The organism is Aeromonas caviae, assembly GCF_000819785.1.
Taxonomy (GTDB): domain Bacteria; phylum Pseudomonadota; class Gammaproteobacteria; order Enterobacterales; family Aeromonadaceae; genus Aeromonas; species Aeromonas caviae.
The window spans coordinates 42,484-69,111 of sequence record NZ_CDBK01000087.1 but is presented as its reverse complement, the minus strand read 5'-3'; the positions used below and the strand labels follow the sequence as shown (position 1 = coordinate 69,111).

Here is a 26,628-nt window from a genome sequence, read left to right as displayed (position 1 = left end):
ACGGGGGCTCCCGGCAGTCCGCCATTCTTCTGATACCCTCTAAGCAGTGATCAAATCCAAGGACACGCAGATGAGCTATCTGATCCTGGGCAGTGGCGGGTTGGGCAGTGCGCTGGCACGGGAGCTGGCCAGACGGGGAGAAGAGTGGTTGCTGGCGGGCAGGCAACTGCCCAGGGGGCTGGACCCCGCCTGCTACTTTCCGCTGCAGGAGGTGGACTCGCTCTCTTTTGAGGCCCTCTTCACCCTCTATGACAGCACCACCCTGCCGACGGTAGTGATCAACACCATAGGCCTGCTCCATGATCTTGCCCACATGCCGGAGCGGCGGGTGGAGGAGGTGACCCCCCAATGGCTTGAAGAGAGTCTGCTGGCCAATGCCTGGCCCCACCTGGCCCTTGGTGCCAACCTCAGTCGGCGCATGATGCCCCAGAGCACGCTCTGGCTCTGCACCCTCTCGGATCGGGCGGGAAGCCTGGAGGAGGGGGGCCAGGAGGCCATGTGCCACTACAGCTACCGTATGAGCAAGGCCGCCCTCAACATGGGATCCCGGATCCTGGCGGGTGAGTGGGCCGGACGTTTTCCCGGCGCCGGTGTCATCACCGTGCATCCCGGCCTCATGAATACCCCCATGCAGCAACCTTTTCTTCAGGAGATGGATCCCGCCCTGCTGCAGGACCCCGCCGAGGTCGCCGTCCGCCTGCTGGATCTGATGGCCACACTGACGCCGGCGCACTCGGGCCGTTTCGTGGATCTGCAGGGTCAGTCGCTGCCCTGGTGAGCCGCCGGGCTCACATTCCCGCTTGCTGTTTCTTGCCAGCCGGGTGTCGGCTGGTTAATGTCATCGTCCTGCATCAGGAGGATGACATGCGCTATATCGATTTACGAAGTGATACCGTGACCCAGCCCACGGAAGCCATGCGCCAGAGCATGCTGCATGCCGAGGTGGGAGACGATGTCTATGGGGAAGATCCCAGCATCAATGCGCTGGAGCGCCGCGGCGCCGAACTGCTTGGCAAGGAGGCGGCCCTGTTCGTGCCCTCCGGCACCATGTCCAACCTGCTGGCCATGATGAGTCACTGCCAGCGTGGGGAAGGGGCCGTGCTGGGGGCGGCCTCCCACATCTATCGCTACGAGGCCCAGGGCTCTGCCGTGCTGGGCTCGGTGGCCCTGCAATCCGTCCCCATGCAGGCGGACGGCACCCTGGCCATCGAGGATGTGCGGGGGGCCATCGCTCCCGATGATCCCCATTTCGTCCAGACGCGCCTCGTCTGCCTGGAAAATACCCATAACGGCAAGGTGCTGCCATTGACCTACCTGCGCGCCATGCGCGAATTCGTCGACGAGAAGGGGCTGAAGCTTCACCTGGACGGGGCTCGCCTCTTCAATGCGGTGGTGGCAAGCGGGGAGCCGGTGGCCGCCATCGCGGCGCCTTTTGACAGCATCTCCGTCTGCCTCTCCAAGGGACTGGGGGCGCCGGTGGGGTCCCTGCTGGTGGGATCGGCTGCGTTCATCGCCCGTGCCAGGCGGCTGCGCAAGATGCTGGGGGGCGGCATGCGCCAGGGAGGGATCCTGGCCCAGGCCGCCCTGTTCGCGCTGGATCAGCACGTTGCCCGGCTGGCGGATGATCATCGCCGCGCCAGGCGTCTGGCAGAGGGGCTGGCCGCGTTGCCAGGCATCGCACTCAACTTGGGGGAGGTGCAGACCAACATGGTATTCCTGCGCCTGACCCAGGGGGATCCCGCCACCTTGCTGGGTTTCATGAAGGAGCGCGGTATTCTCTTCTCCGGCTACGGGGAACTCAGGCTGGTGACCCACCTGCAGATCACCGACGATGACATCGACGAGGTGATCGACGCCTTCACCGAGTATCTGAGTGGCTGACGCCATTCTCCATCGCAACAACAAGGGCGCCATCGGGCGCCCTTGTTGTCATGGCAGGGTCGGTCATCCCTGGCGCTGGCCGGTGATCAGCATGGCCTCGTCGGTGGCGTCATAGATCATGATGGCCAGATGGGTGACCTCTCCGGCGAAGTCGGCCAGCGGCACCAGGGTCAGGTTCTGGTACATGTAGGGGGCCGATCCCGTGATGGGGCGGTAGTTGGAGAAACGCAACAGGTAGGGGCGCTGCTCCCAGGTGCTGAAGGCACGGTTGTTGAGCTTGAATACCATGTTGGCCTTGCGCTCGAACCAGGCCTTGTCCACATCGGGGAAGAGCGAGAACAGCCCTTGATCGCGCACCTCGCCTGCCAGCCGGCCGCTGTGACTCTCCATGAAGCCGTTCCACACCTGGATCCGGTACTCCCTGTCGAGCACGACCAGCCCCACGTCCAGATTCTGGACGATGTTCATCAGCCAATGAAATTCCCGAATGTCCATGGTCACTCCTGGTGGTTGCTGCCGCGGGACGGTCAGAGCATGTGCATGATCTTGTTGTTCATGGTGGCGATGGAATCTTCGGTAAACAGCAGCAAGAGATCGCACTGCACCGCATAGCCCTGCACCCGATAGTTGATCTCGATGGCCAGAGTGCGGCGCCAGCGGCTCTGGTTGGTCCGAATGAGATCCTGAATGGGCCTGTGCTGGCCCAGCACCACGGGGTGACCCTGGCTAAAAGGGGTGTCGAGCTGGTTGGCGTAGCCGCGCAGGAAGGCACCGATCAGCACGTTGGCGGTGTCCATCAGCAGTTCCAGTTCGGCGCCGTGATCCAGCTCCCCCTGATGGTTCATCAGGCGGGCCAGGTCCTGGAAGCTGGCATCGTGGAACAGCAGCAGGGCCTCCCCGGCGATCCCGGCCCCGATGAAGCCTTGACAGACCGCAGAGAGCGTCTCCGACTCGGCGGCGGCCGAGAGCGCCATGTGCAGCTCGGAGACCTCCAGCACGTTGACGTTGGGGATGGGGAGCAGCACGAAGGCGCCGAGCAGGCGGGCCAGCAGATCCGCCCCCTGGCCCATGGCGACGTTGGCCAGTTCCTGATAGACATCCCGCAGCTCGGGGGTGAACTGGATGCTGCTCTGGGCAGCCTGGTGGCTGGCGACGGGCTGGGGCTGGATGGCCGTCACCTGGGTGGCCGATTGCCACAGACCGTGGCGCTTGAGCAGGGCAAGGAGGGTGTCCGGGGAGGCCGGCTTCTTGATGAAATCGAGGGCGCCAAGGGCCATGACACGCTCATGGGCTTCCGGCTGGATGTCGCCGGAAACCACGATCACCTTGCTGCGCACCCCTTCTCGCTTGAGGGTCTCGAGAACCCCATATCCGTCCATCTCCGGCATGGTGAGATCGAGAAAGATCAGGTCCCCGTGCCCCATCAGGATCTGCTCGACCCCTTCCAGCCCGTCCGCGGCCTGGTGCAAGGTGACATCCCAATCGGCGGGCAGGGCGCGCACCAGCTGTTTGCGCGCGAACCCGGAGTCATCACATATCAATACATTCATAGTGTTAGCCGACCTGTGCAACGAGGATTGCGCTAAGTGTGGGTCATCAGCCGTCAGATGCAACGGGCAGCGGCTGCACCGGTGAAAATTGATCGTTCTGCTGGCGGGTGCGATAGCGCTCGGAGTGCTTCTCGACGAAATCGGCGAACATCTTAACACGCAACGGGGTGAACCGGGGCTGGCAATGGAGCATGTAGAAGGGACGTTTTCCCGACTGCCAGTCAGGCAGGACGGGGACGAGCTGACCATCTTGCAGGAAGGGATGCACATAGTGCTGCGGGGCGTTGACGATGCCGAGGTGGCGCTGGGCTGCTCGTACGGCGGCCTGGGTCTGGTCGATGCAAAGGCGGGGTGTGCGTTTGATGCAGATCGTCTGTTCGTCCCGCCCGCTCAGTTGCCAGTGCTGGTGGGGCCAGCAATAGATGAGATCGTGCTCTTCCAGCTGGGTCGGGTGGGAGGGCACCCCCATCTTCTCCAGATAGAGGGGGGAGGCGAACAGACCGTACTGGATGTGACCCAGACAGAGGGCGTTGGGCAGGGTCTGGGGAAGCTCGCCGTTGAAAAAGACCAGGTCCCTGTCCTGATCCGCCTGGAGGGCATGATCGTTGGACTGGCGGATGTCAAACTGTACCCCGGGATAGCGCAGGCCGAAGTCCGCCAGCATGTCGACCAGGATGGTGTTGGAGAGGGCGATGGGGGCCGCGAGGCGGATGAGGCCGCTGATGTCCGTCTCCTCACCCCGGATTTCGCCGGTGGCCTGCTCTATTTCCGCAAGGGGGGTACAGAGGCGCTCGTAATAGCGCAGCCCTTCGTCGGTGAGACGCAGCTTGCGGGTGGATCTGTGCAGCAGGCTGCATCCGAGCTGCTCTTCCAGTTGGGAGATACGTCGACTGATGGTGCCGGTCGGCATGCCCAGCGCAGCGGCGGCGTGGGAGAAACCGCCCTCTTGCACCACCTTGACGAACAGATAGAACTCTTCGATGTACTTCATAGCGGTTTTAGGGGGTGTTCTGACTGTAACAAGCCAGTGACCTTATGAAGAGTCACCGGGCTTGGCAAGCGCAATCCGGCGTTTAATTGATCTGGATTAGATTCGACTCGCGCTGGTATTGCTGGAGCAGATGGACGAAATCTTCCGGGGATCTGTCCAGGCTGTTGTCGGGCACCAGCAGATCGTACCCCAGCAGGTCACGCAGCCGTGCCATGCGGTTGCCGAGCATGGCGATCACCCCCTCATAGCGCTGGCCGGAGGGTGAGCAGAAGCGGCTCTCCTCCAGCAGTCCCTCTCCCAGGAGCCCACTGCCGCACCCTCCGGTCGGGCAGTCGGGGCGCTCGCTTCGCATGGCCTGCATCAGCACGGCGCGCTGCTCGGTCAGCAGACGGACGGCGAGCCGGGGTGTGATCAGCGTCAAAAAAGCGTCGTAATCCTTTATTTTCAGACCAATGTAGGGCAGGTCCACCAGATCCCACCCCAAATGGATACGTGGTTGGTCAATTCGCTGAATATTTCTCCATTTCAGGATCCAGCCGCCGTACTTGTGATGGTATTGCAGGCAGTCCTGACACAAAGAGAGACTAAAATGAGGCTCACCCAGTTTCCAAACCCCGACAAGAATTGTCATCAGGCCCGCCAGGAGGAGGGAAATGGCGGGGATTAGTAGTTGTTCACGAAGAAAAAAAAGTATAAAAATCATAGCAATGGTTACCACCATGCCCAACAATACCAGTGTGAGTCCATTTCTTCGTACCATGGGGATCACATGTAGCGTTTTCATATGATTTCGGCCTTTTTTCATCCGTTTGTTATCCGATTATGGGCCGGAACGGATTTTGTACCAGCGTGAATGCTCCTGTCAGGGGGCGCAAGCGACTGGTTCGACCATGAGCTTTCAGCATGAATCATCACTCAACATGAATACGCTAGACGAACGCCTGCTCACCGTGATGGATGTCCTCCACACGCCTGTCTGGGTCTATGACATCCAGCGTCATCATATTTACTGGGCCAACGATGCTGCCCTCGGGCTCTGGGAGGCGAGCTCCCTGGCCGAGCTGAAGTCCCGGGATTTCTCCGCCGACATGGCCGCCGCCATCGATCTGCTGCTGCAGCGCTATCTCGGCGATTTCCAGCAGGAGCGCAGTTACAACGAGTGGTGGACCCTCTCGCCCAAGGGGGTCAAGAAGCAGGTTTATCTGCGTCTTTCCGGGATCCAGCTTGCCGGACGGCAGATGATGATGGCGGAAGCGGTCATCGATGCCGACACCCTCTATCAGGAGTCCTCCCTCGCCACCGGCGACACCCTGGCCTGTCTCTTTGACAACGAGGGGCGCCTCGAGAGCGGCAACCATCACTTCGACATGTGCTTTGGCACCGGCATTCTGACGCTGCCCCAGATCTTCTCCGGTGCGGACGAGGCCTTCTATCGTCGCCTCTCCCGTCTGGACGAAGTGGTGGCCGAAGGGGAGTGCCGCACCCAGAAGGGGATGCGCTGGTTCCAGTACCAGTTTCGCCATATCCAGCAGGGGGCACGGATCCTGCTGACCATGCGGGACATCACGGATCGCAAGCTCGAAGAGCTGGAGCATCGCCACCTGGCCTGGCACGACTCCCTCACTGGGCTGCTCAACCGCTACGGCCTGATGAAATCCCTGGAAGCCTATTGCGGCCTCGGGGGGCGCTTTGCCCTGGTGTTCATGGATCTGGACAACTTCAAGCTGGTCAATGACAACTACGGCCACAAGGCCGGGGATCGCCTGCTGGAGCGGGTCGCCGGACGGCTCAAGCAGATCTGCCCGCGGGATGTGGAGCTGGCGCGCCTTGGCGGGGACGAGTTCACCGCCCTGGTGCCCCTCAACCAGGCGAGCGATCGGGCCCAGGAGGTGGCGGATCTCATGCTCTCCCAGATGAGCAAGCCACTGCAGCTGAGCGGTGTCCCCGAGGTCACCATCGGCGGCAGCATCGGCATCGCCATCTACCCGGACGACGCGGATGATGGCGACAATCTCATCACCCGTGCCGACATGGCCATGTACCAGGCCAAGCAGATGGGGCGGCTTCGCTGGCAGCGCTTCACCCCCAGCATGCAGCAAAGCCTGCATCGCAAGCTGACCCTCAAGCAGTTTCTGGCCAAGGCCGTCGGTCGGGGGGAGCTCAGCCTGCGCTATCAGCCCCAGGTGGATGTGGCGCAAGGTCGGGTCATCGGTTTCGAGGCCTTGGTACGCTGGTACAATCCCGTGCTTGGCCATGTGTCGCCGGCGGAGTTCATTCCGCTGGCCGAAGAGATGGGGCTCATCCGGGAAATCGGAAGCTGGGTGCTCTCCACCGCATTGGCCCAGATGGGGGAGTGGCAGCGACAGGACGGGGTGAGGGTGCCGGTGTCGGTCAATCTCTCGGGCTTTCAGCTCTCTGCCAGTTTGCCGGAGCTGGTGGCCCAACTGCTCGAGGCATTCTCGGTGGAGGCGGCACTGCTGACCCTGGAGCTGACCGAGACGGTGCTGATGCTCGACATGAAGGGGTGCATCGAGATCCTCGACGCCCTGAGCGAGCAGGGGATCAAGATCGCCATCGACGACTTCGGGACGGGCTACTCGTCGCTTGCCTACCTCAATCGGTTGCCGATCGACACCATCAAGCTGGACCGCTCCTTCGTGGTGGGGCTCAACCTGCCGGTGATCCGGGCGACGGTGGCCATGGCCACCAGTCTGGGGCTCGGGATCCTGGCGGAAGGGGTGGAGGAGGAGCACGAGCTCGCGGCCCTGCAGACCCAGGGTTGCCACGTCTTCCAGGGATTCCTGTTCAGCCGTCCCATGACCCCGGAAGAGGTGGCGGCAGCGGGGTTCGCAGTACAGTGCCGGCTGGGCCGCTATCCCCTCGCAAACCATTGAGCAAGTTGTCGATAAATGTGCGGCATCTCCCATTTATGAAGTGTGAGATGCCAAATTAAACATAATTAATCGAATTTTTGTCTCATATCATGGGATCCATTAGACGTTATCGCTAGTATGCGCGCTCATTCCTTGGTAATGGAGTATCACCATAATGAGTCAAGCTGCAGTGAACGAGCGTCCGGCCCCTCCCAACGGCTGGTTGAACCGCTTTCTGAACGGGGTGGAGAAGGCGGGCAACAAGCTGCCGGATCCCGCCATGCTCTTCCTCTATGCCTTGCTGATCGTCTGGGTTGGCTCCTGGATAGGCTCCCAGTTCTCCTTCGATCTGGTCAATCCCCGCACCGGAGAGGCCGTGGTCATCAACAACCTGTTGACCGGGGCAGGGCTGGCGGACTTTCTCGCCAGCATGGTCACCACGTTCACCGGGTTTGCTCCCCTTGGCATCGTGCTGGTGGCCATGCTGGGGGTCGGGGTGGCTGAACAGTCCGGTTTCATCAACACCGGGCTCAAGAAGCTGCTCAAGGTGACGCCGGCGCGCTTTCTGACCCCCATGCTGATTCTGGTGGCCATCGTCAGCCATACCGCCGCCGATGCGGGCTATGTGCTGGTGATCCCCATTGGCGGCATCATCTTCCATGCAGCGGGTCGCCACCCGCTGGCGGGGATTGCCGCAGCCTTTGCCGGGGTTTCCGGCGGGTTTGCCGCCAACTTCCTGCCCTCCGGCGGGGATGCGCTGCTTCAGGGTTTCACCCAGTCTGCAGCCCAGTTGTTCGACCCTGACTACATGGTCAACACCCTGTGCAATATCATCTTCACCGGCGCTTCTTCCTTGCTGATCATCTGCGTGGGCTGGTTTGTCACCGAGAAGATTGTCGAGCCGCGCCTCAAGCTGGTGCCCCTCAACGAGGATCTGGAGAGCGCCGACGAGATGGGTCGTTACAGCGCCCAGGAGAGCCGGGCCTTCAACTGGGCCGGGTTCGCCATGTTGGCGGCCGTGGTGCTGCTGGGGCTGGCGCTGGCCCCCGGCGACTCGCCGATGCGGGCACCGGACGGTTCCCTCACCACCTTCGCCGCACCGGTGATGAAGTCCATCGTGCCCCTCATCTTCCTGCTCTTCATCCTGCCCGGGATCGTCTACGGCTTTGTCGCCGGCAGCTTCAAGAGCGGCAAGGATGTGATCGACGCCATGTCGGCCACCATGAACAAGATGGGCTCCTACATGGTGATGGCCTTCTTCTGCGCCCTCTTCATCAAGGCGTTCGGGGATTCCAACCTCGGTACCCTGCTGGCGCTCTCCGGTGCCGAGGTGCTGCACGCCCTGGCGTTGCCGGGAGAGGTGACCATCGTCGGCATCATACTGCTGACGGCCACCGTCAACCTGGTGGTGGGCTCGGCCTCCGCCAAGTGGGCCCTCATCAGCCCCATCCTGGTGCCCATGCTGATGGCGGTGGGGATCTCGCCCGAGCTGACTCAGGCCGCGTATCGGGTGGGGGATTCCGCCTCCAACATCATCACCCCGCTGATGGTCTTCTTCCCCCTGGTGGTGGTCTATTGCCAGCAGTATGTGAAGAGCACAGGCATCGGCACCCTGGTCTCCATGATGCTGCCTTACTCCCTGGCCTTCCTGGTGAGCTGGACGGGCTTCCTGCTGCTCTACTGGGCGCTGGGGTTCCCGCTTGGGTTGCAGGCCCCCTATGTCTATCCTGCCCCTTGAGGGTGACGGGGGGCCTTGGGCCCCCCGCTTTTTTTGGGTAGAGTGTGACCTTCATTCCGGAGGTACCATGAACCCGACCATCGATCTCATTCTTTCCCATCGCTCCATTCGCCAGTTCACCTCAGAGCCCGTCAGCGCAGAGCAGTTGGATCAGATCCTGAGCGCCGCCCAGAGCGCCGCGAGCTCCAGCTTCCTCCAGGCCAACAGCATCATCCGGGTCACCGACAAGGGGTTGCGGGCCACCCTGGCGGAGCTGGCCGGCCATCAGGCCTATGTGGTCGAAGCGGCGGAGTTTCTGGTGTTTTGTGCCGACTACCATCGTCACAGCCAGATAGTGCCGGAGGCCCGCACCGGCTTTGTGGAGCAGCTCATGATCGGGGCCATCGATGGCGCCCTGATGGCGCAAAATGCCTTGCTGGCGGCCCAGTCACTTGGGCTGGGGGGGGTCTATATCGGCGGCATTCGCAACAATCCGGCCGAGGTGAGCGAGGTGCTGGGTCTGCCCCATCAGGTGATCCCGCTGTTTGGCCTCTGCCTGGGTCATCCCGCCCAGCGGCCGGAGCAAAAACCGCGGCTGCCCCGGGCGCTGGTGGTGCACGAGAACCGCTATCCTGCCACCCTGGACCGCGCCCTGCTGGCCCGGTACGACGGGCAGATCCACGACTACTACCAGGCCCGCAGCAGCAACAACAAGGATCAGACCTGGAGCGGACAGATCAGGGGGATCCTGGGCAAGGAGGCGAGGCCCTTCATGCTGGGATTCCTGCAGTCGAAGGGTTTTTGCCTCAAGTAATGGGGGCGGCGGGCGATATGGAGCATGACGCACCGGATGCGGTCACCGCCTGCGAGCGTTCTTGTGAGGCAATACGGGATCTGGGCGCTACCCTATGAGGCTAAGCTGTTGTAGGATCTCGCAATTGGATTGGGACTGGAGTGTGAACACCCTATGATTTTAACCCTGATATTGCTGTCAATCGGCGCACTCCTGTTTCTGGTCATCGCCTATAACGTGGTGCAGCAATACAAGCAGAAGGCCGAATCGGACAAGCGCCAGGCCATTGCCCGTCACAAGGCGGTGGCAGACGAGACCGAAGAGGTGTTGCTGAACGTCAACCTGGTGCCCTTTTCCAAAAACATGGTGCTGCTGTTGCAACACCGGATCTTGGATGCCTACCGCGCCATCGCGCTGGTGATGCCCAATGCGCAGGTCAAGCAGCGCATCGCCGACGTCCAGCTCCAGATCAAGAACGTGCAGGAGAACTACAGCAGCCAGGACGAGGGACATTTCAAGACGCCGGAGTCCGACCGCCAGGCCATCCAGATGCTGCAACTGGCCAAGAAGATGCGGGCCGTGCTGCGGGTCGAGCACAACAAGGGCAAGATAGATCCCCAGGGCTTTGCCCAGGAGGATCGCCGCCTCGAGCTGATGCAGCTCAAGATCAACATCGCCAACCTGCTCAAGCGGGCCATGGATGCCCAGATCCAGGGGCAGTACGGCACCTGCCGCCAGCTCTACACCAAGGGACTGGGGGCGCTGGCCAATGTCACCGACAAGGATCCCTACCTGCTGGCGCGGGAAGAGGACATGCGTCAGGGGATGCGCCAGCTGGAAGAACACCTGCAGCAGCACAGCGAGAAGGAGCTGCAAAACATCAAGGACAAAGAGACGGACGAACTGGACGTCCTGTTCCAACCCAAGAAGAAATGGTGATCATGTCACATCCCCTGGATTCCACACTGGGGCCAATGGCCCCATTTGTTTGCCAACTGCTCACGGAAATGCGTGCCGTCATGGGAGTCAACGGCTCCCCCGTGGTGGATCACCTCTGCTACCGCGCTGCCACCCTGCCGGAATATCTGGAGTTGAAAGCGGTGCTGGCCGCCCACGGAGTCTTGCTGGTTGAGGGGATGATAGGCGGTCGTCCCATCGCCACCTATCGCTTGCACCAGCCCGTCTGCTGGGAGCAGGTGACTGTCCCCTGCATCGAACTGGCCGCCCCCAAGGCGGGCCGAAGCCATCAGGCCGGGCTCGAACATATCGAGCTGGTGGTGCCCTCGCTCACGGCCTTGGTGGCGACGCATCCCGATGTCCCCTTCAAGACCGGCAACATCGATGACGGACGCAATCCGGATATAGGATTGATGCTGCCTTCTGGGCAGATCAAGTTTCATCTGCGCCCGCTTGACGAGGTGATAGACGAAGAGCTGTGCACCGGCGCCGTGCTGCCGGTACCGGCGGACTATTATGACGGTCTGTGAGGGGAGGGCCCGTTGACGGGAGCCTGACCCTGTGGCGTCAACGCACAAGCGGGCGCCACACGTCCTTTCAAGTGACCGAGCCAGAGGCTCAACCCCGCGGTGATCATCAACACCAGCTCGATGCCGAGTACCAGACCCCAGAGCCCCCCCTGCTCCCAGAAGGGATGCAGATAAAGCCCACCCAGACTGGCTCCCAGGTAGTACCCCACCAGATAGAGCGACGAGGCGAGCGCCCGGTTGTGCTCCACGTGCTGGCCGACCCAGGCGCTGGCGCAGGCGTGGGCCAGGAAGAAGCCAAAGCTCGAGACAAGCAATCCCCCGATGATGGCGACAAGGCTCCCCTGCAACAGGGCCAGGCTGCCGAGTGCCATCAAGGTTATTCCCGCCAGCAGCAGACGTTGTGCTCCCCAGCGATGGGCCCCGCGGCCGCTCAGTGAAGAGGCGACGGTACCGGTGAGGTAGGTCAGAAACAGCATGCCGAGCCACTGGGTCGGCAGGGAGAAGGGGGCCTTGGCCAGCAGGAAGGTGAGATAGCTGTACTGATTCAGGAAGACCATGAAGTTGAGGCCGCCGATGAGATAGGCCCCCACCAGCAGGGGGTTGCCAAGGTGACTCTGGATGGCGCGGCGCAGTTGCCCAGGCGCTGCCTCCACGGCCACGAAGCAGCGCTGGGCGGGCAGCAGCCAGATGACCAGTGGCAGCAGGGCGAGGCTGATGATCCCGATACCGAGGAAAGTGTGCTGCCAGTCACCAAACCAGCCAGCTAGCAGACCGCCGACCACCCGGCCCGCGATGCCCCCCAGGGAGTTGGCCGCGATATAGACGCCGACGGCTACGATCAGGGCACGTTTGTTGAACTCTTCCCCCATGTAGGCAATGGCGGTGGCGGGGAGACCTGCCAGCAGGACGCCTTGCAGGATGCGCAGGCTCACCAGCACATCAAAGTGGGTGACCCAGGGGATGCACAGGGAGAGCAGGATGGCGGCCGCCAGGGTCCACAGCATGATCCGCCGCCGTCCGAACCGATCAGCCAGACGGGCACAGACGAGCAGGGAGCCTGCAAGCCCTGCGGTGCAGCCTGCCAGCGTCCAGCTGGCGGACAGGGCGCTGACGGAGAAGACCTCTGCCAGGAGCGGCAGCAGGGGATGGGTCTGGTAGAGGTTGAGGAATACCAGGAAGGAGCCCAGGCTGAGGGCCAGGGTGGCGCGTATCCATTCGCGACTGCCTACTTCGATCATATGGAGTTGTCCCGACGACTTTTGTGCAGGGTAGTGCGACGAAACGTATAAATATAATATATTTAAGTTATTACCCTGATAAATAAAATTGATATGGATCTGAAACAGCTCGGATACCTGCTGGCGGTGCGCGATGCCGGCTCCTTCACCAGGGCGGCCCAGGGGCTGAACGTGGCCCAGCCTGCCGTCAGCATGGCTATCGCCAAGCTGGAGCAGCAGCTCGATCTGCGGCTGTTTGACCGGCAGGACCGCAGCGTGCGCCTCACCCCGGAGGGAGAGGTCCTCTGTCGCCACGCCGAACGGCTGCTGCGCCAGATGCACCAGGCCGAGGCCGAGATGGCCGAGCTCAAGGGGCTGGAGCGGGGGGAGGTGCGCATCGGCATCCCCTACATGATGGGATCCTATTACTTCCCGCCAATCCTGATGGCATTCAAGCATCGCTACCCCGGTTTGAAGATCCGGGTGGAGGAGGCGGGCACCCGGGAGCTGCTCAGCCGCATGGTGGATGGCAGTCTGGATCTCGCCATCCTCATCACCAGCGATCTGCCACCGGCCCTCGAGGGGGCGCAACTGCTGCGGGAAGAGATGCTGATGGTGGTGGGGGAGGAGCACCCCCTGCGCGGCGCTGCGTCGGTCTCGCTGCCACAGTTCTTCGGCCAGGAGCTCGCCATGTTCCGGCGAGGCTTCTACCACAGGGAACACATGGAGGTGTTGGCGCAGGGGCTGGGGGTTGAGCCTGACATCGCGTTCGAAAGTAATCTCATCCCGCTGCTCAAGGCGGTGGTGCGCCAGGGATTCGCCGTGACCACCTTCCTGCGCATGGCGCTGGAAGAGGAGCCGGCCCTCACCGGCATCCCTTTTTCACCCCCCATCTTCCTGGATCTCTGCGTAGCCTGGCGACGGGGGGATCCGCTCTCCATGGCGAACCGGGCATTGCGGGATTTTTTGCTGGCACAAGGGGATGTTTCTCACCATTGCGCTACAGATACTCAATGATTCAGTGGTATCACCAATAAAAACGCCTCCAATCTGGAGGCGTATGCTGACAAGGTGGATGCAACCTTATTTCTTGAACAGGTGATCCAGCTTGTTTGCCTTGGTGGAGAGATAAAACTCGTTGTGGGGATTGCGACCTTCCTGAAGGGGCACGCGCTCCGCCACCGGGATGCCAAAGGATTCCATCGCCTTCAACTTGCGCGGGTTGTTGGTCATCAGGCGCAGGGACTTGACCTCGAGCGCCTTGAGCATGTCGGCACAGATGGTGTAGTCGCGCATGTCGGCGGCAAAGCCAAGCGCCACGTTGGCCTCCACGGTATCGGCCCCCTGATCCTGCAGATGATAGGCCCGGATCTTGTTGAGCAAGCCGATGCCTCGCCCTTCCTGACGGACATACAGCAGGACGCCGCGGCCCGCCTTGGCGATGTTTTCCAGCGCGGCCTGCAATTGGAAGCCGCAGTCACAACGCAGACTGAACAGGGCATCCCCGGTCAGACACTCGGAATGAATGCGTCCCAGCACGGGTTCGCCGTCTGCGATATCGCCCATCACCAGCGCGGCATGATCCTTGCCCGTGCCGGTTTCCTGAAAACCAACCAGCGTGAAAGTGCCCCAGGGGGTCGGCAACTTGGATTTGGCCACGAGGGTAACGCTGCTCATATGGTTGCTCCTGACTACAGCTGCTTAAAAAAGGGCGGCCAGTTTAGCGCGCATTGTTCGGAACAACCATAAGAACAAAACCTTGCGTGAGAAGTGGGTTAACCCGATTGGTCAGAATAGGTGCAATCGCGACGACTTTTGCGCAATTGTGTGCCCTGACAACTGCCAGCGACGGCGCATTCGGGTATAATCGGCGCCCATTACCCCATCCCGACAGGGATGTGTGCAACCAGTCAAGATGCCGAGTGCGCAGGAGAAACGTTATGGCTCAGATGGCCCCAGTGATGACTATTGATGGCCCAAGTGGAGCAGGAAAAGGCACCTTGTGCCAGTTGCTGGCTGAAAAACTGGGCTGGCACCTGCTCGATTCCGGTGCCATCTACCGGGTGCTCTCCCTGGCAGCCCTGCATCACGATGTGGAGCTCGATTCCGAAGCCGCATTGGTTCCCCTGGCCGCCAATCTGGATGTGCAATTCCAGGTAGAAGGGGAGCTGGTCAAGGTGATCCTCGAAGGGGAGGATGTTTCCCGCACCATTCGTACTGAAGAAGTGGGCAACGCGGCCAGCAAAATCGCGGCGTTTCCTCGGGTACGTGAAGCCCTGCTGCGTCGTCAGCGTGCATTTCGCCAAGCCCCCGGTCTCATCGCCGACGGTCGCGACATGGGTACAGTGGTTTTCCCCGAGGCGAATGTGAAGATTTTCCTCGACGCCAGCGCCGAGGAGCGGGCCCAGCGCCGCTATAAGCAGTTGCAAGATAAGGGCTTTGATGTTAACTTTGAGCGTCTTTTAACCGAGATTCGGGAACGTGACGATCGCGACAGAAATCGCGCCGTCGCTCCCCTGAAACCCGCGGAAGATGCTCTTGTTGTAGACTCAACGTCCATGACCATAGATGAAGTGCTGGCAACGGTGCTTGCCTATGCAGAGCAACAACTTGGTGATGTCAGCGCAAACTGATGTCAGTCGTCTGCACCAAGGATGGCGCAGATAATTTAAAACAACCCCGCTTGTGCCGGATTGCAAGTGGATGTTTCATTTGTGACATAAACAATGATCGAATCTTTTGCTCAACTCTTTGAAGAGTCCCTGAACGCCGTTGAAACCCGTCAAGGTTCCATCGTCAAGGGCACTGTCGTTGCTATCGAGAACGGTTTCGTACTGGTTGATGCCGGTCTGAAATCCGAGTCTGCTATCCCGGCTGAAGAATTCAAGAACGCCATGGGCGAGCTGGAAATCAACGTAGGTGACTCCGTTGACGTGGCTCTGGACTCTATCGAAGATGGTTTCGGCGAAACCAAGCTGTCCCGCGAAAAAGCCAAGCGCCACGAAGCCTGGCTGCAGCTTGAAAAAGCTTACGAAGAGCAAGCTACCGTTATCGGTATCATCAACGGCAAGGTCAAGGGTGGTTTCACCGTTGAGCTGAACGGCATCCGTGCCTTCCTGCCGGGTTCTCTGGTTGACGTGCGTCCGATCCGTGACACCGCTCACCTGGAAAACAAAGAACTCGAGTTCAAAGTCATCAAGCTGGACCAGAAGCGCAACAACGTTGTTGTGTCCCGTCGTGCCGTGATCGAGACCGAGAACACCTCCGAGCGTGAAAGCCTGCTGGCCAACCTGCAAGAAGGTCAAGAAGTTAAGGGTATCGTCAAGAACCTGACCGACTACGGTGCATTCGTAGATCTGGGCGGTGTTGACGGCCTGCTGCACATCACCGACATGGCGTGGAAGCGCGTTAAGCATCCTTCCGAAATCGTCAACGTTGGCGACGAGATCGCTGTCAAGGTTCTGAAGTTCGACCGCGAGCGTACCCGTGTATCCCTGGGCCTGAAGCAGCTGGGCGAAGATCCCTGGGTTGCTATCGCCAAGCGTTACCCGGAGACCACCCGTCTGTCTGGCCGCGTGACCAACCTGACCGACTACGGCTGCTTCGTTGAAATCGAAGAAGGCGTTGAAGGCCTGGTACACGTATCCGAGATGGATTGGACCAACAAGAACATCCACCCGTCCAAGGTTGTCAACGTTGGCGACGTGGTTGACGTGATGGTTCTGGACATCGACGAAGAGCGTCGTCGTATCTCCCTGGGTCTGAAGCAGTGCAAATCCAACCCGTGGCAGCTGTTTGCCGAAACTCACGCCAAGGGCGACCGTGTTTCCGGCAAGATCAAGTCCATCACTGACTTCGGTATCTTCATCGGTCTGGATGGCGGCATCGACGGCCTGGTTCACCTGTCTGACATCTCCTGGAACAACCAGGGCGAAGAAGCCGTGCGTGAATTCAAGAAGGGCGACGAGATCGAAGCCGTTGTTCTGCAAGTGGACCCGGAGCGTGAGCGCATCTCCCTGGGCGTCAAGCAGATCGAAGAAGACCCGTTCAATAAGTACCTGTCTGACAACAAGAAAGGTGCTATTGTGAAGGGCAAGGTTACCGAGGTTGATGCCAAGGGTGCCGTGATCGAACTGGCTGACGGCGTAGAAGGCTACCTGCGTGCCTCCGACGCTGCTCGTGACCGCGTAGAAGACGCCACTCTGGTGCTGTCTGTTGGTGACGAAGTTGAAGCCAAATTCATGGGCGTTGATCGCAAGAACCGCACCGTGAGCCTGTCTGTCCGTGCCAAGGACGAGGCTGACGAGCGTGTTGCCATCGACAGCCTGAACCAACAAGAAGAAGTTGTGTTCAGCAATGCCATGATGGAAGCGTTCAAAGCCGCCAAGGGTGAGTAATCCTTGATGCAAGAAAAGGGCGGCATTGCGCCGCCCTTTTTTATCTTGGCAAAATGATTATTGCATGTGATCGGGGAAGGAGATTTAACCTTATGACCAAATCAGATCTCATCGAACAACTGGCAGCCAGCCGCATGCATATGCCGGCCAAGGATGTCGAAGCCGCAATCAAGGAGATCCTTGAGCAGATGGCATCGACCTTGCAAAACGGCGACCGGATTGAAATCCGAGGATTTGGCAGTTTCTCGCTGCACTATCGTGCGCCCCGCGTGGGTCGCAACCCCAAGACCGGGGACAAGGTTGAACTGACCGGGAAATATGTCCCGCACTTCAAACCTGGCAAAGAGTTGCGCGAACGCGTCAACATCATCGAATAATGCAGAAAACGGCATACCTGAGTATGCCTTTTTCATTTTTATGGCCTGGAGTCTGCCCGTTGTCGGGTTTCTCACACTCTTTTCCCATTCGCGCTAGAGTCTGCCTGTGATTTTAAGGATAATCAGTCACTCATTCGCTACAGACAGGGAGCTCCCATGAAGCGTATCTTGGCCCTCATTCCACTGGTGCTGGTGTTTGTCCTGACCCTTGCCATCGGTTCTCAAAATGGTCAGCTGGTGCAGTTCAACTACCTGATTGCTCAGGGGGAGTTCTCGCTCTCCATGTTGCTGGGGTTCTTCTTCGCCGGCGGTTTTCTGCTGGGCTGGCTGGTATTTGGTCTGCTGTTCCTGCGTCTCAAACTGCAAAATCGCACCCTGAACCGAACCATGCGTCGTCAATCTCGCGAGTTGGAGCTTGCCCGGTCGACAGCCAAGGAATAATGTCCCTCGATGCTTGAACTGCTTTTCCTGCTGTTGCCCATCGCCGCCGGTTATGGCTGGTACATGGGCCGCAGGAGTGTTCGCCAGGACACCCAGCAACAGAGTAACCAGTTTTCCCGCCAGTACGTGGCGGGCCTCAACTATTTGCTCTCTGACGAGTCGGACAAGGCGGTGGATCTCTTTATCCAGCTGCTGGAAGTCGACAGCGAAACCATCGAAACCCACCTCTCCCTCGGCAACCTGTTCCGTCAACGGGGCGAGGTCGATCGCGCCATCAAGATCCACCAGAACCTGGTCGCCCGTCAGCTGACCCGTGAGCAGCGTCAGCTTGCCTTGCAGGAGCTGGCCCGTGACTTTCTGGCTGCCGGCTTGCTCGATCGGGCCGAAGCACTCTGGAAAGAGCTGTGTGATGACAGCGATTTCGAAGAGACGGCTCTGGCACAGCTCCTGATCATTCATCAGCAGTTGCGTGACTGGGACAATGCCATCGCCGTGGCGGTGCGTCTGCAGAAATTCCAGGGCAAGAAGCTGGCCGAGCCCATTTCCCACTTCTATTGCGAACAGGCGGAGAGTGCCTTGCGCGATGGCGACAAGCCTGCGGGCATCGCCAAGCTCAAGCGTGCGCTCGGTGCCCACCCGGCCTGTGCCCGCGCCAGCCTGCGGCTGGCGGATCTGGCGATGGAGGAGGGCAGGTTCGAGGATGCGGCCAAGGAGCTCCTGCGGGTGTTCGAGCAGGACATCGACTTTGCCTCCGAAGCCATGCCGAAACTGCTCGAATGCTATCGCCAGCTTGGTCGCAGCCAGGAGCTGATCCCGCTGCTTGAAAAAGCGGTAGAGGATCATGCGGGGGTCAGCGTGACCCTGGCGCTGGCCAATCTGGTGGAGGCCCGCGATGGGTTGAGCCAGGCCCGGGCCCTGGTGCTGCGCCAACTGCGTCGCCACCCCTCCATGAAGGGCTTCTATCAGCTGGTCGGTTTCCAGTTGGCCAGTGCCGAGGAGGGGCCTGCCAAGGAGAGCCTGGAGTTGCTGCAACAGCTGGTCGGTGAGCAGATCAAGATCAAGTCGACCCACAAGTGCCGTCAGTGCGGCTTTGCCACCCATTCGCTGTTCTGGCAATGCCCTTCCTGCCGACAGTGGGGCACCATCAAGCCGATCCGAGGGCTGGATGGAGAGTAAACGCCAGCGAGGCCAACACGCCCGGGCAAGTACGGATACCCAAGAATTTCAGATGCCAGCGTGCAACCGGGCCCCGGCTCTGCTGCGCCTGGCTGTGGCATAACAATCCATAGGAAGTGACATGCAAGACCCCAAAGTACTGGTCGCGCTGGATTATCAGCACGAAGCCGACGCCTTTGCCTTCATTGAGCAGATCTCACCGGCCCAGTGCCGCCTCAAGGTAGGCAAGGAGATGTTTACCCTGTTTGGTCCCCAGTTCGTTCGCCAACTGGTGGCCAAGGGGTTCGACGTCTTCCTGGATCTGAAATTTCACGATATTCCCAACACCGTCGCCAAGGCGGTGGCGGCCAGTGCGGAGCTGGGCGTCTGGATGGTGAATGTCCATGCCAGCGGTGGCGAACGCATGATGCGTGCCGCCAGAGAGGCGTTGCTGCCATACGGCGACAAGGCGCCCCTGCTCATCGGGGTAACCGTGCTGACCAGCATGGAGCAGTCCGACATGGTGCCCCTGGGTCTGGATGTGACGCCGGCAGAACAGGTGATCCGCCTGGCCACCCTTGCCAAGACGGCCGGGCTGGATGGTGTGGTCTGCTCCGCGGAAGAGGCGAGTGCGCTGAAGGGGCTGCTGGGAGCCGAATTCAAGCTGGTGACGCCGGGCATTCGTCCGAGCGGATCGGCTGCCGGTGATCAGCGCCGCGTCATGACGCCGCTGGCAGCGGTGGAGGCGGGGGCGGATTATCTGGTGATCGGTCGTCCTATCACCCAGTCCTCGGATCCCGCCGCCGTGCTTGGGGCTATCAATGCCGAGCTTTGCCGGTAACGGCGTCATGGGCGAATGAGCGCAGGCCGGATCCCAGATCCGGCCTGCTGCATTTTGGCCGTGGGCTGGCTTTGCCTATGGGGAGCTCAGGAGTGGACGGTCTGGGCGTCCAGACGAATGGGGAAGAGGCCTAGCAGCAGGCCGGCGAGAGCGCCGATGAAGTGTGACTCGATGTGTACCCGGGCACCGATCAAGGCGGAGACAGGGCTCTCGCCGGCACTGTAAAAGTCCACACCGAGCTTGATGGCGACGCCCGCCAGCATCAGCCAGCCGGAGTGACGGCGAAAGCGGATGTCCTGCATGGCACCCCATACGAACAAGCCGTGCAGCAGGCCGGAGAGTCCCATGTACCACTGGGTTTGCGGGCAGCCCCACCAGATGCCGAGTCCGACCGCCGTCCCCAGCAGCAGCAGCAGCACGGGCAGGCGCCATCCCGTCAGGTACTCCTGAAACAGGCTGTAGAGCACGGCCAGACCGCTCAGGTTGAGCAGCAGATGCCATCCATTGGTGTGTGCCAGATTGCCTGTTATGATGCGCCACCCTTCGCCCTGGGCGATCAGGTCGCGATCGAAGGCGAGCTGATGATTTGGCACGGTGAAAAAGAGCAAGGCAGTGACGAGCGAAAGCGCGATGACCCAGAGCAGACCCGATTTTCCTGACAACATGAAGCAGCCCAACGACAAAGAGAGCCGATACTGTACACGCTGTACCCGGGCCCTCAAAGCGTGCCTGTGCGATTATATTCAGCGTGTGCCGAACCTGGCTGCGCTCCATATCCTGCAACACCCTGCCGAAGTAGGTCACCCCAAGGGGACGGCTGCGTTGCTGGCGGCGTCCCTGTCCGATGTGCGCATCCATGTGGGGGAGGACTTTTCCGACGATGAAGGGCTCAATGCCCTGCTTGCTGACCCCGCTGTCCAGTGCTATTTGCTGTGGCCCGATGAGGAGGCCCTGACCCTGATAGAGGCAAGGGAGCATCTCCTGAGGAGTGGGCGCACCGTGCGAGCCCACTTCATCCTCCTCGATGGCACCTGGCGCAAAGCCTATCGCATGTTGCACAGCTCGCCTGCACTGCTCGGGTTGCCGCGGATCACCCTCGGCGCCATTGCCGGGCAATATTCCATTCGCAAGAAGCCCTTTGAGGAGGCACTGTCCACCCTGGAAGCGGGCTACCATCTGTTGTCCCGGTGGGAAGGAGAGCCTGAGCGCTTCGCCCCGCTGATGACCCTGTTTACCCATTTGAACCGGCAGTGGCATGACTTTGCACAAGGCCGCCGCCGTTGAGTTGCCCAGAGGAGTGAAAAACATGAAAAAAGCCGTCGTGGTCTTCAGTGGCGGGCAGGACAGCACCACCTGTCTGGTGCAGGCACAGGCCCGCTATGACGAAGTGCATGCCATCACCTTCGATTACGGCCAGCGCCATCGGGCGGAGATTGACACCGCCCGCCATCTGGCGACGGCGCTCGGGATCGCCGCCCACAAGGTAATGGATGTGACCATGCTCGGGGAGCTGGCCATCTCTGCGTTGACCCGGGACGACATACCGGTGAGCTTCGAGCTTCAGGAGAACGGCCTGCCCAACACCTTCGTGCCGGGACGCAACATCCTGTTCCTGACCCTGGCGGCCATCTATGCCTATCAGGTGGGCGCCGAGGCCGTGATCACCGGGGTGTGCGAGACCGACTTTTCCGGCTATCCCGATTGCCGCGACGACTTCGTCAAGGCGCTCAATCAGGCGGTCTCCCTGGGGCTGGATCGCCCCATCTGCTTCGAAACCCCCCTGATGTGGCTCGACAAGGCCGAAACCTGGGCGCTGGCGGATCATTACGGTCACCTCGATACCGTGCGTCACCAGACGCTCACTTGCTACAACGGTGTCCAGGGAGATGGTTGCGGGGCCTGTCCGGCCTGCGAGCTGCGTCGCCGTGGCCTGGATCACTATCTGGCTGACAAGACCGGCATCCGTGCCAGACTGTACGAGAAGAGCGGACTGGGCGAGAAAAGCGGATCCTGAGCCTGTGCCTAGCCCGGGTTTGGGGTATAATCCGCCCCTTTTGCAGCAAGTCGTGACCAAGATGCACTACCCAATCAACGAGATCTTCCAGACCATCCAGGGGGAGGGGGTATTTACCGGCCTGCCCGCCATCTTCGTTCGCCTTCAGGGCTGCCCGGTGGGCTGCCCCTGGTGCGATACCCGCCACACCTGGGTGGTGGACCCCGAGCGTGAGGTGGCCCCTGGCGAGGTGCTCGATCGTTCCAATGAGTCCGACGGCTGGAGCAAGATGAGCACGAAAGATATTCTGGCCAGCTTTACCCGGCTCGGTTACCGGGCCCGTCACGTGGTGTTGACCGGTGGTGAGCCCTGCCTCTACGACTTGCGCGAGCTCTCTTCGGCCCTGGTGGCATCGGGTTATCAGGTGCAGATCGAAACCAGCGGGACCAGCGAGGTGCTGACCCATGAGCAGACCTGGGTGACTGTTTCCCCCAAGATCGGCATGAAGGGTGGGTTGCCGGTGCTGGTCTCTGCCCTCGAGCGGGCCAACGAGATCAAGCACCCGGTGGCCACCGAGCACCATATCGAGGAGCTGGATGCCCTGCTGGCCACCGCCCGGCTGCGCCCCGATGTGATGATTGCGCTGCAACCCATCAGCCAGAAAGCCAGGGCCACGGAGCTGGCCATGGCAACCTGCATCGCCCGTAACTGGCGACTCTCCATCCAGACCCATAAATACCTGAATATCGATTGATATGGATGGACTCAGCGATGAGCGCATCTTGCTGACGCTGGCCAGCAAGATGCCTTACGGGAAATACAAGGGGCGGCGCATCATCGATATTCCCGAGCCCTATCTGGTATGGCTGGCGCGAAGCGGTTTTCCGGCCGGTACCCTGGGCCAGTCTCTGGCACTGGCCTACGAGATAAAGCTCAATGGACTCGAGTCCATGATTATTCCCATTATTAACAGGATGTCAGAATGAGAATATATACAAGGCAAGGGGACAAGGGGCTCACGCGACTGGCCGATGGCACTTCCCTGGCCAAAGACGATAAACGTGTCGAGACCTATGGCGCCATCGACGAGCTGAATTCCCAAATAGGCTTGTTGATGGCTGAAATACCCGCCGGGGAGACGACTCTCCTGGCCGATCTCATATTGTTGCAGCAGGAGCTGTTTGATCTGGGGGGGGAGCTGGCATTTTCCAGTGAATCACAAACGGATACGCTGTGGCAGGTGAACGAGGCTTGGACGAACAGGCTCGAGCAACAGATCGATGCCTACAGTGCCGGGTTGCCGGTGCTGCGCAATTTTATTTTGCCGAGCGGTTCGCGGGCGGCGGCCCAGGCACATGTGGTGCGTACCCTGACCCGTCGCTGCGAGCGCCTGCTGCTTGGGTTGAGCCGCGTAGAGCGGGTGAATCCGGCCGTTTTGCCCTACCTCAACCGGCTGAGCGACTGGTTTTTCACCATCGCCAGATACCTGCTGGTATCGTCGGGTACCCCGGAGATCCTCTGGGTCAAGGCGGCTGACAGAGGCTGACCACCGCACGAAGCAGCAATAAAAAAACCTCGCCTTGCGAGGTTTTTTTATTGCTGTGGAAAGGGGTCTGATATTGCTGTCAGATAGCAAAGGCTTCCACGGATTTGCCTTCAGCAACGGCCTTGGCAATGACCGAGGGCATGCGGCCCTGACCGGTCCAGGTTTTTTCCACACCATTGTCCAGATAACGATATTTGGCGGGGCGGGGCGCACGTTTGCTGACCTTGGTATTCTCGGGCACCACGGTGTTGACCAATTCGGCGGGATCGATCCCTGCGGCCTTCAGCATTTCGGCATATTCGGCAATTTTCTTTTGATGTTCTTCACGGGCCTGGCGTTCGGCGGATTCATCTTGCCGACGTTCATCGACGATGGCGGAGAGCTTTTCCAAGCCTTCTTCCAGTTGTTCCAGCGTCAAATCGCGGCAAGCTGCACGCAGGCTACGGATATTCAACAGCACTTTCAGAAATTCGTTCATATTGGCTACCACGCGAGCAAAATATTAAGGGAAGAACTGGTTTTTCGATAATTTATAGGGGTGATTGGCACCAAGTCAAGCCTGCCAAAATAATTAATTAGGCTGATAAATTAAGTCTTGAAATAGGTATGAAGGATATTTTTATCCGTTTGATGGGCCAACATCTTCGAATGGATTCATGTCAGATGAAAATATCGCCAGCGGAGTCTTTGATGAACCATTTGACTACCTTTACAGATATGGGGGCCACAGAAACCTTGAAATTTAATCAAAAAACTTGCTATCACCCGGCGGCTCGATAAAATGTGCCGCGAATACCTTTAAGTAGAGGCGCGCTGCCTATGAGTAACCGAGCGGAGGGTGATGCCTGCGATGCTCGATGAAAGGAGTCGGCGCCGAAGTGACCAGGCCATCATACCGGGTTGCTGGTTCTGCATCTAATAGGTGCAGGACTGCCATAGTCATCCACTATGGAGCGCTACCTGAAGGGGCTGAGGAGTATACCCTCCCCATGGGTTTTGTTTCTTTGATCCTCTCGGTAGATCTCCACCTGTTGTCTTTAGGTGCAAAGAGATCATGGACATCGTTCATTACGCCGACTCCGGTTGGTCCGTCGTTCCCCCCCTGCTGGCCGTTGCGCTGGCGATCATCACTCGCCGCGTCCTGGTGTCGCTGGGGGTGGGCATAGTCGCAGGCAGCCTGCTGCTCAACCAGTTCTCTCCCCTTGCGTCCCTGCATTACATGCTCGACACCGTGCTCAGGATCTTCTGGGTCGACGGTGCGCTCAACCGTGACAACGTCAACATGATCCTCTTCATGTTGCTGCTGGGCGGCCTCATCAGCCTGATGAGCGTCTCCGGTGCGACCCGGGCGTTTGCCGAGTGGGCGGAGCGCCGCGCCAAGACCCGCAAGGGTGCCAAGTCCCTGACCGGTCTGATGGTGTTCGCCTTCTTCATCGATGACTTCTTCCACAGCCTGTCGGTGGGGGCCATCTGCCGTCCGGTGACCGATCGCTTCCAGATCTCCCGCGCCAAGCTGGCTTATCTGCTGGACTCCACCGCCGCGCCGGTCTGCGTGCTGATGCCGATCTCCTCCTGGGGGGCCTACATCATCGCCCTCGTCGGCGGCATCATGGCGGCTCATGGTCTGACCGACCAGAGCCCCATCTCCGCCTTCGTCGAAATGATCCCCATGAACCTCTATGCGGTGTTCACCCTGATCATGGTGCTGGTGGTGATCGCCTTCCAGCTCGACATAGGCCCCATGCGTCAGCATGAGCAGTGGGCATTGGAGGGCAAGCTGTGGGACGAGTCCAAGGGGCGCCCCATCGGGCTCGACATGGAGAGCCCGGAGGAGAGCAATGGCGGCATGATTGACATGGTGCTGCCCATCCTGACCCTCACCCTGACCACCGTCTATTTCATGATTGACTCCGGGGCTGCGGTGCTGGCCGACAAGGGGCTGCCGTTCAGCGTGCTCGGCTCCTTCGAGAACACCAATGTCGGCTCCTCCCTGGTCTATGGCGCCCTGTGCAGCCTGGTGGTCTCCATCGGTCTGGCCATGCGCCTCAAGCTCGGTGCAAGCAACTGGATGAAGGCGGCTCCGCAGGGGATCATGGCCATGCTGCCCGCCATCAACATCCTGCTGTTCGCCTGGACCATCGGCGCCGTGGTGCGCGATGTGGAAACCGGTAAATACCTGGCCTCCCTGGCCAATGGCAATCTGCCGGTGGAAGTGCTGCCCGCCGTGGTCTTCGTGCTCTCCTGCGCCATGGCGTTTGCCACCGGCACCAGCTGGGGCACCTTCGGCATCATGCTGCCGCTCGCCGGCGACATGGCGGCCGCCAGCGACATCAGTCTGATGCTGCCCATGCTGGCCGCCGTACTGGCAGGGTCCGTGTTCGGAGATCACAGCTCCCCCATCTCCAGCACCAGCATCCTGTCTGCCACCGGGGCCGGTTGCCATCACATCGATCACGTGATGACCCAGCTGCCCTATGCCCTGGCCATCGCCTTTGGCGCTGCGCTCGGCTACCTGGTGATGGGGCTGATGCACTCCGCGCTGGCCGGTTTCACCGTGAGCGGGCTCTGGTTCCTGATCTTCTCCGGTTACCATTTGCGCAAAGCCCGGGCGTATAGCGCCGTGGCAGTCGCATAAGAGAACAAGGGGCCTGCGGGCCCCTTGGTTTTGGCAGGGGCTTTGGTTAGCATGCGCCCCATCACTCCCGTTTCGGAACCCCATCATGGCTTCACTGCACTACAAATTTGCCACCATGAACTCAGGCAAATCGACCCAGCTCATCCAGGCCCACTTCAACTATCTGGAGCGTGGCATGTATCCGCTGGCCATGACGCCCGCCATCGACGATCGCTTCGGTGCCGGCGTCATCAGTGCCAGGGTCGGTCTTGAGCTGAAAGTGGAGGTGTTCAGCGACAGCTGCGATCTCTTCGAGATGGTCAAGGCGCGCCACGCAAAGCGGCACATCGATGTCTTCATCGTTGACGAGGCGCAGTTCCTGACCCGTGAGCAGGTCTACCAGCTCGCCCGCATCGTCGACGAGCAGGACATTCCGGTGATTGCCTATGGTCTCAAGACCGATTTTCGTGGCGAGCTGTTCCCCGGCTCCTACCACCTGCTCTGTCTGGCGGACAAGTTCGAGGAGCTAAAAAGCATCTGCTGGTGCGGCAACAAGGCCCACATGAACTCGCGGGTCAACGAGGCGGGGCAGGTGATGCGCGACGGTGAGCAGGTGGAGATAGGCGGCAACGATCGCTATGTGTCGCTCTGCCGCAAGCACTATCTGGAAGGACGGGCCTTCAAGTAACCCGTGGCTGGCTCGTGCAGCCTGGACACCAAAGAGGGCGCCCATCTGGCGCCCTCTTTGTCTGTGG

General features: G+C 60.4%; 29 protein-coding genes and 1 riboswitch. Of the genes, 21 read left to right on the top strand and 8 right to left on the bottom strand.

Going from position 1 to position 26,628, the window contains the following annotated elements:
- Positions 1–70 precede the first annotated feature (70 nt).
- On the top strand, positions 71–778 hold the full coding sequence (locus BN1120_RS14510; protein WP_039038702.1) for a Rossmann-fold NAD(P)-binding domain-containing protein: 708 nt from the start codon (positions 71–73) through the stop codon (positions 776–778).
- A gap of 86 nt (positions 779–864) precedes the next feature.
- On the top strand, positions 865–1,881 hold the full coding sequence (ltaE, locus tag BN1120_RS14505; protein WP_042016636.1) for a low-specificity L-threonine aldolase: 1,017 nt from the start codon (positions 865–867) through the stop codon (positions 1,879–1,881).
- A 63-nt stretch (positions 1,882–1,944) separates the two neighbouring features.
- On the opposite strand, the gene BN1120_RS14500 is transcribed toward ltaE, so the two are convergent.
- The 4 genes from BN1120_RS14500 to BN1120_RS14485 form a co-directional block, all read right to left on the bottom strand.
- Entirely contained in the window at positions 1,945–2,376 is a 432-nt protein-coding gene (locus BN1120_RS14500) for a PAS domain-containing protein (protein WP_039038700.1), read from the bottom strand.
- A 32-nt stretch (positions 2,377–2,408) separates the two neighbouring features.
- Complete coding sequence (locus BN1120_RS14495) at positions 2,409–3,431, bottom strand: response regulator (RefSeq protein ID WP_042016635.1); 1,023 nt, start codon at positions 3,429–3,431, stop codon at positions 2,409–2,411.
- A gap of 46 nt (positions 3,432–3,477) precedes the next feature.
- Positions 3,478–4,422, bottom strand: a complete 945-nt coding sequence (locus BN1120_RS14490) for a LysR family transcriptional regulator (protein ID WP_042016634.1) — start codon at positions 4,420–4,422, stop codon at positions 3,478–3,480.
- Between the two features lie 82 nt (positions 4,423–4,504).
- Positions 4,505–5,206, bottom strand: a complete 702-nt coding sequence (locus tag BN1120_RS14485) for a DUF2982 domain-containing protein (RefSeq protein WP_042016632.1) — start codon at positions 5,204–5,206, stop codon at positions 4,505–4,507.
- A 169-nt stretch (positions 5,207–5,375) separates the two neighbouring features.
- On the opposite strand from BN1120_RS14485, the gene BN1120_RS14480 reads away from it, so the two are divergent.
- The 5 genes from BN1120_RS14480 to BN1120_RS14460 all read left to right on the top strand — a co-directional run bounded on the left by BN1120_RS14480 (position 5,376) and on the right by BN1120_RS14460 (position 11,292).
- On the top strand, positions 5,376–7,316 hold the full coding sequence (locus BN1120_RS14480) for a putative bifunctional diguanylate cyclase/phosphodiesterase (RefSeq protein WP_039038812.1): 1,941 nt from the start codon (positions 5,376–5,378) through the stop codon (positions 7,314–7,316).
- Positions 7,317–7,470: 154 nt separating this feature from the next.
- On the top strand, positions 7,471–9,033 hold the full coding sequence (locus BN1120_RS14475) for an AbgT family transporter (RefSeq protein WP_042016631.1): 1,563 nt from the start codon (positions 7,471–7,473) through the stop codon (positions 9,031–9,033).
- Between the two features lie 67 nt (positions 9,034–9,100).
- Entirely contained in the window at positions 9,101–9,826 is a 726-nt protein-coding gene (gene nfsA / locus BN1120_RS14470; RefSeq protein ID WP_041215036.1) for an oxygen-insensitive NADPH nitroreductase, read from the top strand.
- 153 nt (positions 9,827–9,979) lie between these two features.
- Positions 9,980–10,744, top strand: a complete 765-nt coding sequence (locus BN1120_RS14465) for a hypothetical protein (protein ID WP_010675007.1) — start codon at positions 9,980–9,982, stop codon at positions 10,742–10,744.
- Positions 10,738–11,292: a VOC family protein gene (locus BN1120_RS14460; RefSeq protein WP_042016629.1), complete on the top strand. Its 555-nt coding sequence runs from the start codon at positions 10,738–10,740 to the stop codon at positions 11,290–11,292. Before BN1120_RS14465 ends, BN1120_RS14460 begins: the two co-directional genes overlap by 7 nt.
- On the opposite strand, the gene BN1120_RS14455 is transcribed toward BN1120_RS14460, so the two are convergent.
- Positions 11,277–12,530, bottom strand: coding sequence for an MFS transporter (locus BN1120_RS14455; RefSeq protein ID WP_042016627.1), 1,254 nt, complete (start codon positions 12,528–12,530; stop codon positions 11,277–11,279). The two genes, BN1120_RS14460 and BN1120_RS14455, sit on opposite strands and share 16 nt — an antisense overlap.
- Positions 12,531–12,623: 93 nt before the next feature.
- Between BN1120_RS14455 and BN1120_RS14450 the strand changes: the two genes are divergently transcribed.
- The gene (locus BN1120_RS14450; RefSeq protein ID WP_042016626.1) at positions 12,624–13,526 is read left to right on the top strand and encodes a LysR family transcriptional regulator; all 903 of its coding nucleotides are present in this window, start codon (positions 12,624–12,626) and stop codon (positions 13,524–13,526) included.
- A gap of 66 nt (positions 13,527–13,592) precedes the next feature.
- Here BN1120_RS14450 and ribA read toward each other — a convergent pair whose 3' ends face one another.
- Positions 13,593–14,186 carry a GTP cyclohydrolase II gene (gene ribA, locus BN1120_RS14445; RefSeq protein ID WP_010675003.1) on the bottom strand — a complete coding sequence of 198 codons (594 nt, stop codon included), beginning with the start codon at positions 14,184–14,186 and terminating at the stop codon, positions 13,593–13,595.
- A gap of 263 nt (positions 14,187–14,449) precedes the next feature.
- On the opposite strand from ribA, the gene cmk reads away from it, so the two are divergent.
- The 6 genes from cmk to pyrF all read left to right on the top strand — a co-directional run bounded on the left by cmk (position 14,450) and on the right by pyrF (position 19,720).
- The gene (gene cmk / locus BN1120_RS14440; RefSeq protein WP_042016625.1) at positions 14,450–15,142 is read left to right on the top strand and encodes a (d)CMP kinase; all 693 of its coding nucleotides are present in this window, start codon (positions 14,450–14,452) and stop codon (positions 15,140–15,142) included.
- Positions 15,143–15,235: 93 nt separating this feature from the next.
- Entirely contained in the window at positions 15,236–16,906 is a 1,671-nt protein-coding gene (gene rpsA / locus BN1120_RS14435; protein ID WP_010675001.1) for a 30S ribosomal protein S1, read from the top strand.
- A gap of 92 nt (positions 16,907–16,998) precedes the next feature.
- The gene (gene ihfB, locus BN1120_RS14430; RefSeq protein ID WP_005299934.1) at positions 16,999–17,283 is read left to right on the top strand and encodes an integration host factor subunit beta; all 285 of its coding nucleotides are present in this window, start codon (positions 16,999–17,001) and stop codon (positions 17,281–17,283) included.
- Positions 17,284–17,439: 156 nt separating this feature from the next.
- Positions 17,440–17,724, top strand: coding sequence for a LapA family protein (locus tag BN1120_RS14425; protein WP_042016623.1), 285 nt, complete (start codon positions 17,440–17,442; stop codon positions 17,722–17,724).
- 9 nt (positions 17,725–17,733) lie between these two features.
- Positions 17,734–18,900, top strand: coding sequence for a lipopolysaccharide assembly protein LapB (gene lapB, locus BN1120_RS14420; RefSeq protein ID WP_010674999.1), 1,167 nt, complete (start codon positions 17,734–17,736; stop codon positions 18,898–18,900).
- Positions 18,901–19,021: 121 nt separating this feature from the next.
- The gene (gene pyrF / locus BN1120_RS14415; RefSeq protein WP_042016621.1) at positions 19,022–19,720 is read left to right on the top strand and encodes an orotidine-5'-phosphate decarboxylase; all 699 of its coding nucleotides are present in this window, start codon (positions 19,022–19,024) and stop codon (positions 19,718–19,720) included.
- 86 nt (positions 19,721–19,806) lie between these two features.
- Here pyrF and rrtA read toward each other — a convergent pair whose 3' ends face one another.
- Positions 19,807–20,385 (bottom strand): rhombosortase, encoded by a 579-nt coding sequence (gene rrtA / locus BN1120_RS14410; RefSeq protein WP_225159972.1) that lies wholly within the window; start codon positions 20,383–20,385, stop codon positions 19,807–19,809.
- Here rrtA and BN1120_RS14405 point away from each other — a divergent pair.
- The 5 genes from BN1120_RS14405 to BN1120_RS14385 all read left to right on the top strand — a co-directional run bounded on the left by BN1120_RS14405 (position 20,351) and on the right by BN1120_RS14385 (position 23,259).
- On the top strand, positions 20,351–21,004 hold the full coding sequence (locus BN1120_RS14405) for a tRNA-uridine aminocarboxypropyltransferase (protein WP_197713275.1): 654 nt from the start codon (positions 20,351–20,353) through the stop codon (positions 21,002–21,004). The two genes, rrtA and BN1120_RS14405, sit on opposite strands and share 35 nt — an antisense overlap.
- A 22-nt stretch (positions 21,005–21,026) precedes the next feature.
- Positions 21,027–21,734 (top strand): 7-cyano-7-deazaguanine synthase QueC, encoded by a 708-nt coding sequence (queC, locus tag BN1120_RS14400; RefSeq protein ID WP_042016620.1) that lies wholly within the window; start codon positions 21,027–21,029, stop codon positions 21,732–21,734.
- A 61-nt stretch (positions 21,735–21,795) separates the two neighbouring features.
- On the top strand, positions 21,796–22,467 hold the full coding sequence (gene queE / locus BN1120_RS14395) for a 7-carboxy-7-deazaguanine synthase QueE (protein WP_042016667.1): 672 nt from the start codon (positions 21,796–21,798) through the stop codon (positions 22,465–22,467).
- Between the two features lies 1 nt (position 22,468).
- Entirely contained in the window at positions 22,469–22,699 is a 231-nt protein-coding gene (locus BN1120_RS14390; RefSeq protein WP_042016618.1) for a DUF3820 family protein, read from the top strand.
- Positions 22,696–23,259: a cob(I)yrinic acid a,c-diamide adenosyltransferase gene (locus BN1120_RS14385; protein WP_041211547.1), complete on the top strand. Its 564-nt coding sequence runs from the start codon at positions 22,696–22,698 to the stop codon at positions 23,257–23,259. The genes BN1120_RS14390 and BN1120_RS14385 overlap by 4 nt, the downstream gene beginning before the upstream one ends.
- Positions 23,260–23,338: 79 nt before the next feature.
- On the opposite strand, the gene BN1120_RS14380 is transcribed toward BN1120_RS14385, so the two are convergent.
- A complete protein-coding gene (locus BN1120_RS14380) occupies positions 23,339–23,737 on the bottom strand; it encodes an H-NS family histone-like protein (protein ID WP_041215041.1) in 399 nt (132 codons plus the stop codon).
- A gap of 317 nt (positions 23,738–24,054) precedes the next feature.
- Positions 24,055–24,226: riboswitch (Lysine riboswitch) on the top strand.
- An 87-nt stretch (positions 24,227–24,313) separates the two neighbouring features.
- Here BN1120_RS14380 and BN1120_RS14375 point away from each other — a divergent pair.
- Positions 24,314–25,894, top strand: a complete 1,581-nt coding sequence (locus BN1120_RS14375; protein WP_042016617.1) for a Na+/H+ antiporter NhaC family protein — start codon at positions 24,314–24,316, stop codon at positions 25,892–25,894.
- Positions 25,895–25,979: 85 nt separating this feature from the next.
- Positions 25,980–26,561 (top strand): thymidine kinase, encoded by a 582-nt coding sequence (locus BN1120_RS14370; protein WP_010674989.1) that lies wholly within the window; start codon positions 25,980–25,982, stop codon positions 26,559–26,561.
- The last annotated feature ends 67 nt before the right edge of the window (positions 26,562–26,628 follow it).

Bases quoted from the DNA above. Each gene is read 5' to 3' on its own strand.
- lapB (WP_010674999.1), top strand. From the start codon at position 17,734: ATGCTTGAACTGCTTTTCCTGCTGTTGCCCATCGCCGCCGGTTATGGC.
- rrtA (WP_225159972.1), bottom strand. From the start codon at position 20,385: ATGTTGTCAGGAAAATCGGGTCTGCTCTGGGTCATCGCGCTTTCGCTC.
- rpsA (WP_010675001.1), top strand. From the start codon at position 15,236: ATGATCGAATCTTTTGCTCAACTCTTTGAAGAGTCCCTGAACGCCGTT.
- queE (WP_042016667.1), top strand. From the start codon at position 21,796: ATGCACTACCCAATCAACGAGATCTTCCAGACCATCCAGGGGGAGGGG.
- BN1120_RS14425 (WP_042016623.1), top strand. From the start codon at position 17,440: ATGAAGCGTATCTTGGCCCTCATTCCACTGGTGCTGGTGTTTGTCCTG.
- BN1120_RS14455 (WP_042016627.1), bottom strand. From the start codon at position 12,530: ATGATCGAAGTAGGCAGTCGCGAATGGATACGCGCCACCCTGGCCCTC.
- BN1120_RS14380 (WP_041215041.1), bottom strand. From the start codon at position 23,737: ATGAACGAATTTCTGAAAGTGCTGTTGAATATCCGTAGCCTGCGTGCA.
- BN1120_RS14490 (WP_042016634.1), bottom strand. From the start codon at position 4,422: ATGAAGTACATCGAAGAGTTCTATCTGTTCGTCAAGGTGGTGCAAGAG.
- ltaE (WP_042016636.1), top strand. From the start codon at position 865: ATGCGCTATATCGATTTACGAAGTGATACCGTGACCCAGCCCACGGAA.
- BN1120_RS14485 (WP_042016632.1), bottom strand. From the start codon at position 5,206: ATGAAAACGCTACATGTGATCCCCATGGTACGAAGAAATGGACTCACA.
- ribA (WP_010675003.1), bottom strand. From the start codon at position 14,186: ATGAGCAGCGTTACCCTCGTGGCCAAATCCAAGTTGCCGACCCCCTGG.
- BN1120_RS14465 (WP_010675007.1), top strand. From the start codon at position 9,980: ATGATTTTAACCCTGATATTGCTGTCAATCGGCGCACTCCTGTTTCTG.
- BN1120_RS14480 (WP_039038812.1), top strand. From the start codon at position 5,376: ATGGATGTCCTCCACACGCCTGTCTGGGTCTATGACATCCAGCGTCAT.
- cmk (WP_042016625.1), top strand. From the start codon at position 14,450: ATGGCTCAGATGGCCCCAGTGATGACTATTGATGGCCCAAGTGGAGCA.
- BN1120_RS14495 (WP_042016635.1), bottom strand. From the start codon at position 3,431: ATGAATGTATTGATATGTGATGACTCCGGGTTCGCGCGCAAACAGCTG.
- BN1120_RS14375 (WP_042016617.1), top strand. From the start codon at position 24,314: ATGGACATCGTTCATTACGCCGACTCCGGTTGGTCCGTCGTTCCCCCC.
- BN1120_RS14460 (WP_042016629.1), top strand. From the start codon at position 10,738: ATGGTGATCATGTCACATCCCCTGGATTCCACACTGGGGCCAATGGCC.
- BN1120_RS14385 (WP_041211547.1), top strand. From the start codon at position 22,696: ATGAGAATATATACAAGGCAAGGGGACAAGGGGCTCACGCGACTGGCC.
- nfsA (WP_041215036.1), top strand. From the start codon at position 9,101: ATGAACCCGACCATCGATCTCATTCTTTCCCATCGCTCCATTCGCCAG.
- BN1120_RS14370 (WP_010674989.1), top strand. From the start codon at position 25,980: ATGGCTTCACTGCACTACAAATTTGCCACCATGAACTCAGGCAAATCG.
- BN1120_RS14475 (WP_042016631.1), top strand. From the start codon at position 7,471: ATGAGTCAAGCTGCAGTGAACGAGCGTCCGGCCCCTCCCAACGGCTGG.
- queC (WP_042016620.1), top strand. From the start codon at position 21,027: ATGAAAAAAGCCGTCGTGGTCTTCAGTGGCGGGCAGGACAGCACCACC.
- BN1120_RS14450 (WP_042016626.1), top strand. From the start codon at position 12,624: ATGGATCTGAAACAGCTCGGATACCTGCTGGCGGTGCGCGATGCCGGC.
- pyrF (WP_042016621.1), top strand. From the start codon at position 19,022: ATGCAAGACCCCAAAGTACTGGTCGCGCTGGATTATCAGCACGAAGCC.
- BN1120_RS14500 (WP_039038700.1), bottom strand. From the start codon at position 2,376: ATGGACATTCGGGAATTTCATTGGCTGATGAACATCGTCCAGAATCTG.
- ihfB (WP_005299934.1), top strand. From the start codon at position 16,999: ATGACCAAATCAGATCTCATCGAACAACTGGCAGCCAGCCGCATGCAT.
- BN1120_RS14390 (WP_042016618.1), top strand. From the start codon at position 22,469: ATGGATGGACTCAGCGATGAGCGCATCTTGCTGACGCTGGCCAGCAAG.
- BN1120_RS14405 (WP_197713275.1), top strand. From the start codon at position 20,351: ATGACCCAGAGCAGACCCGATTTTCCTGACAACATGAAGCAGCCCAAC.
- BN1120_RS14510 (WP_039038702.1), top strand. From the start codon at position 71: ATGAGCTATCTGATCCTGGGCAGTGGCGGGTTGGGCAGTGCGCTGGCA.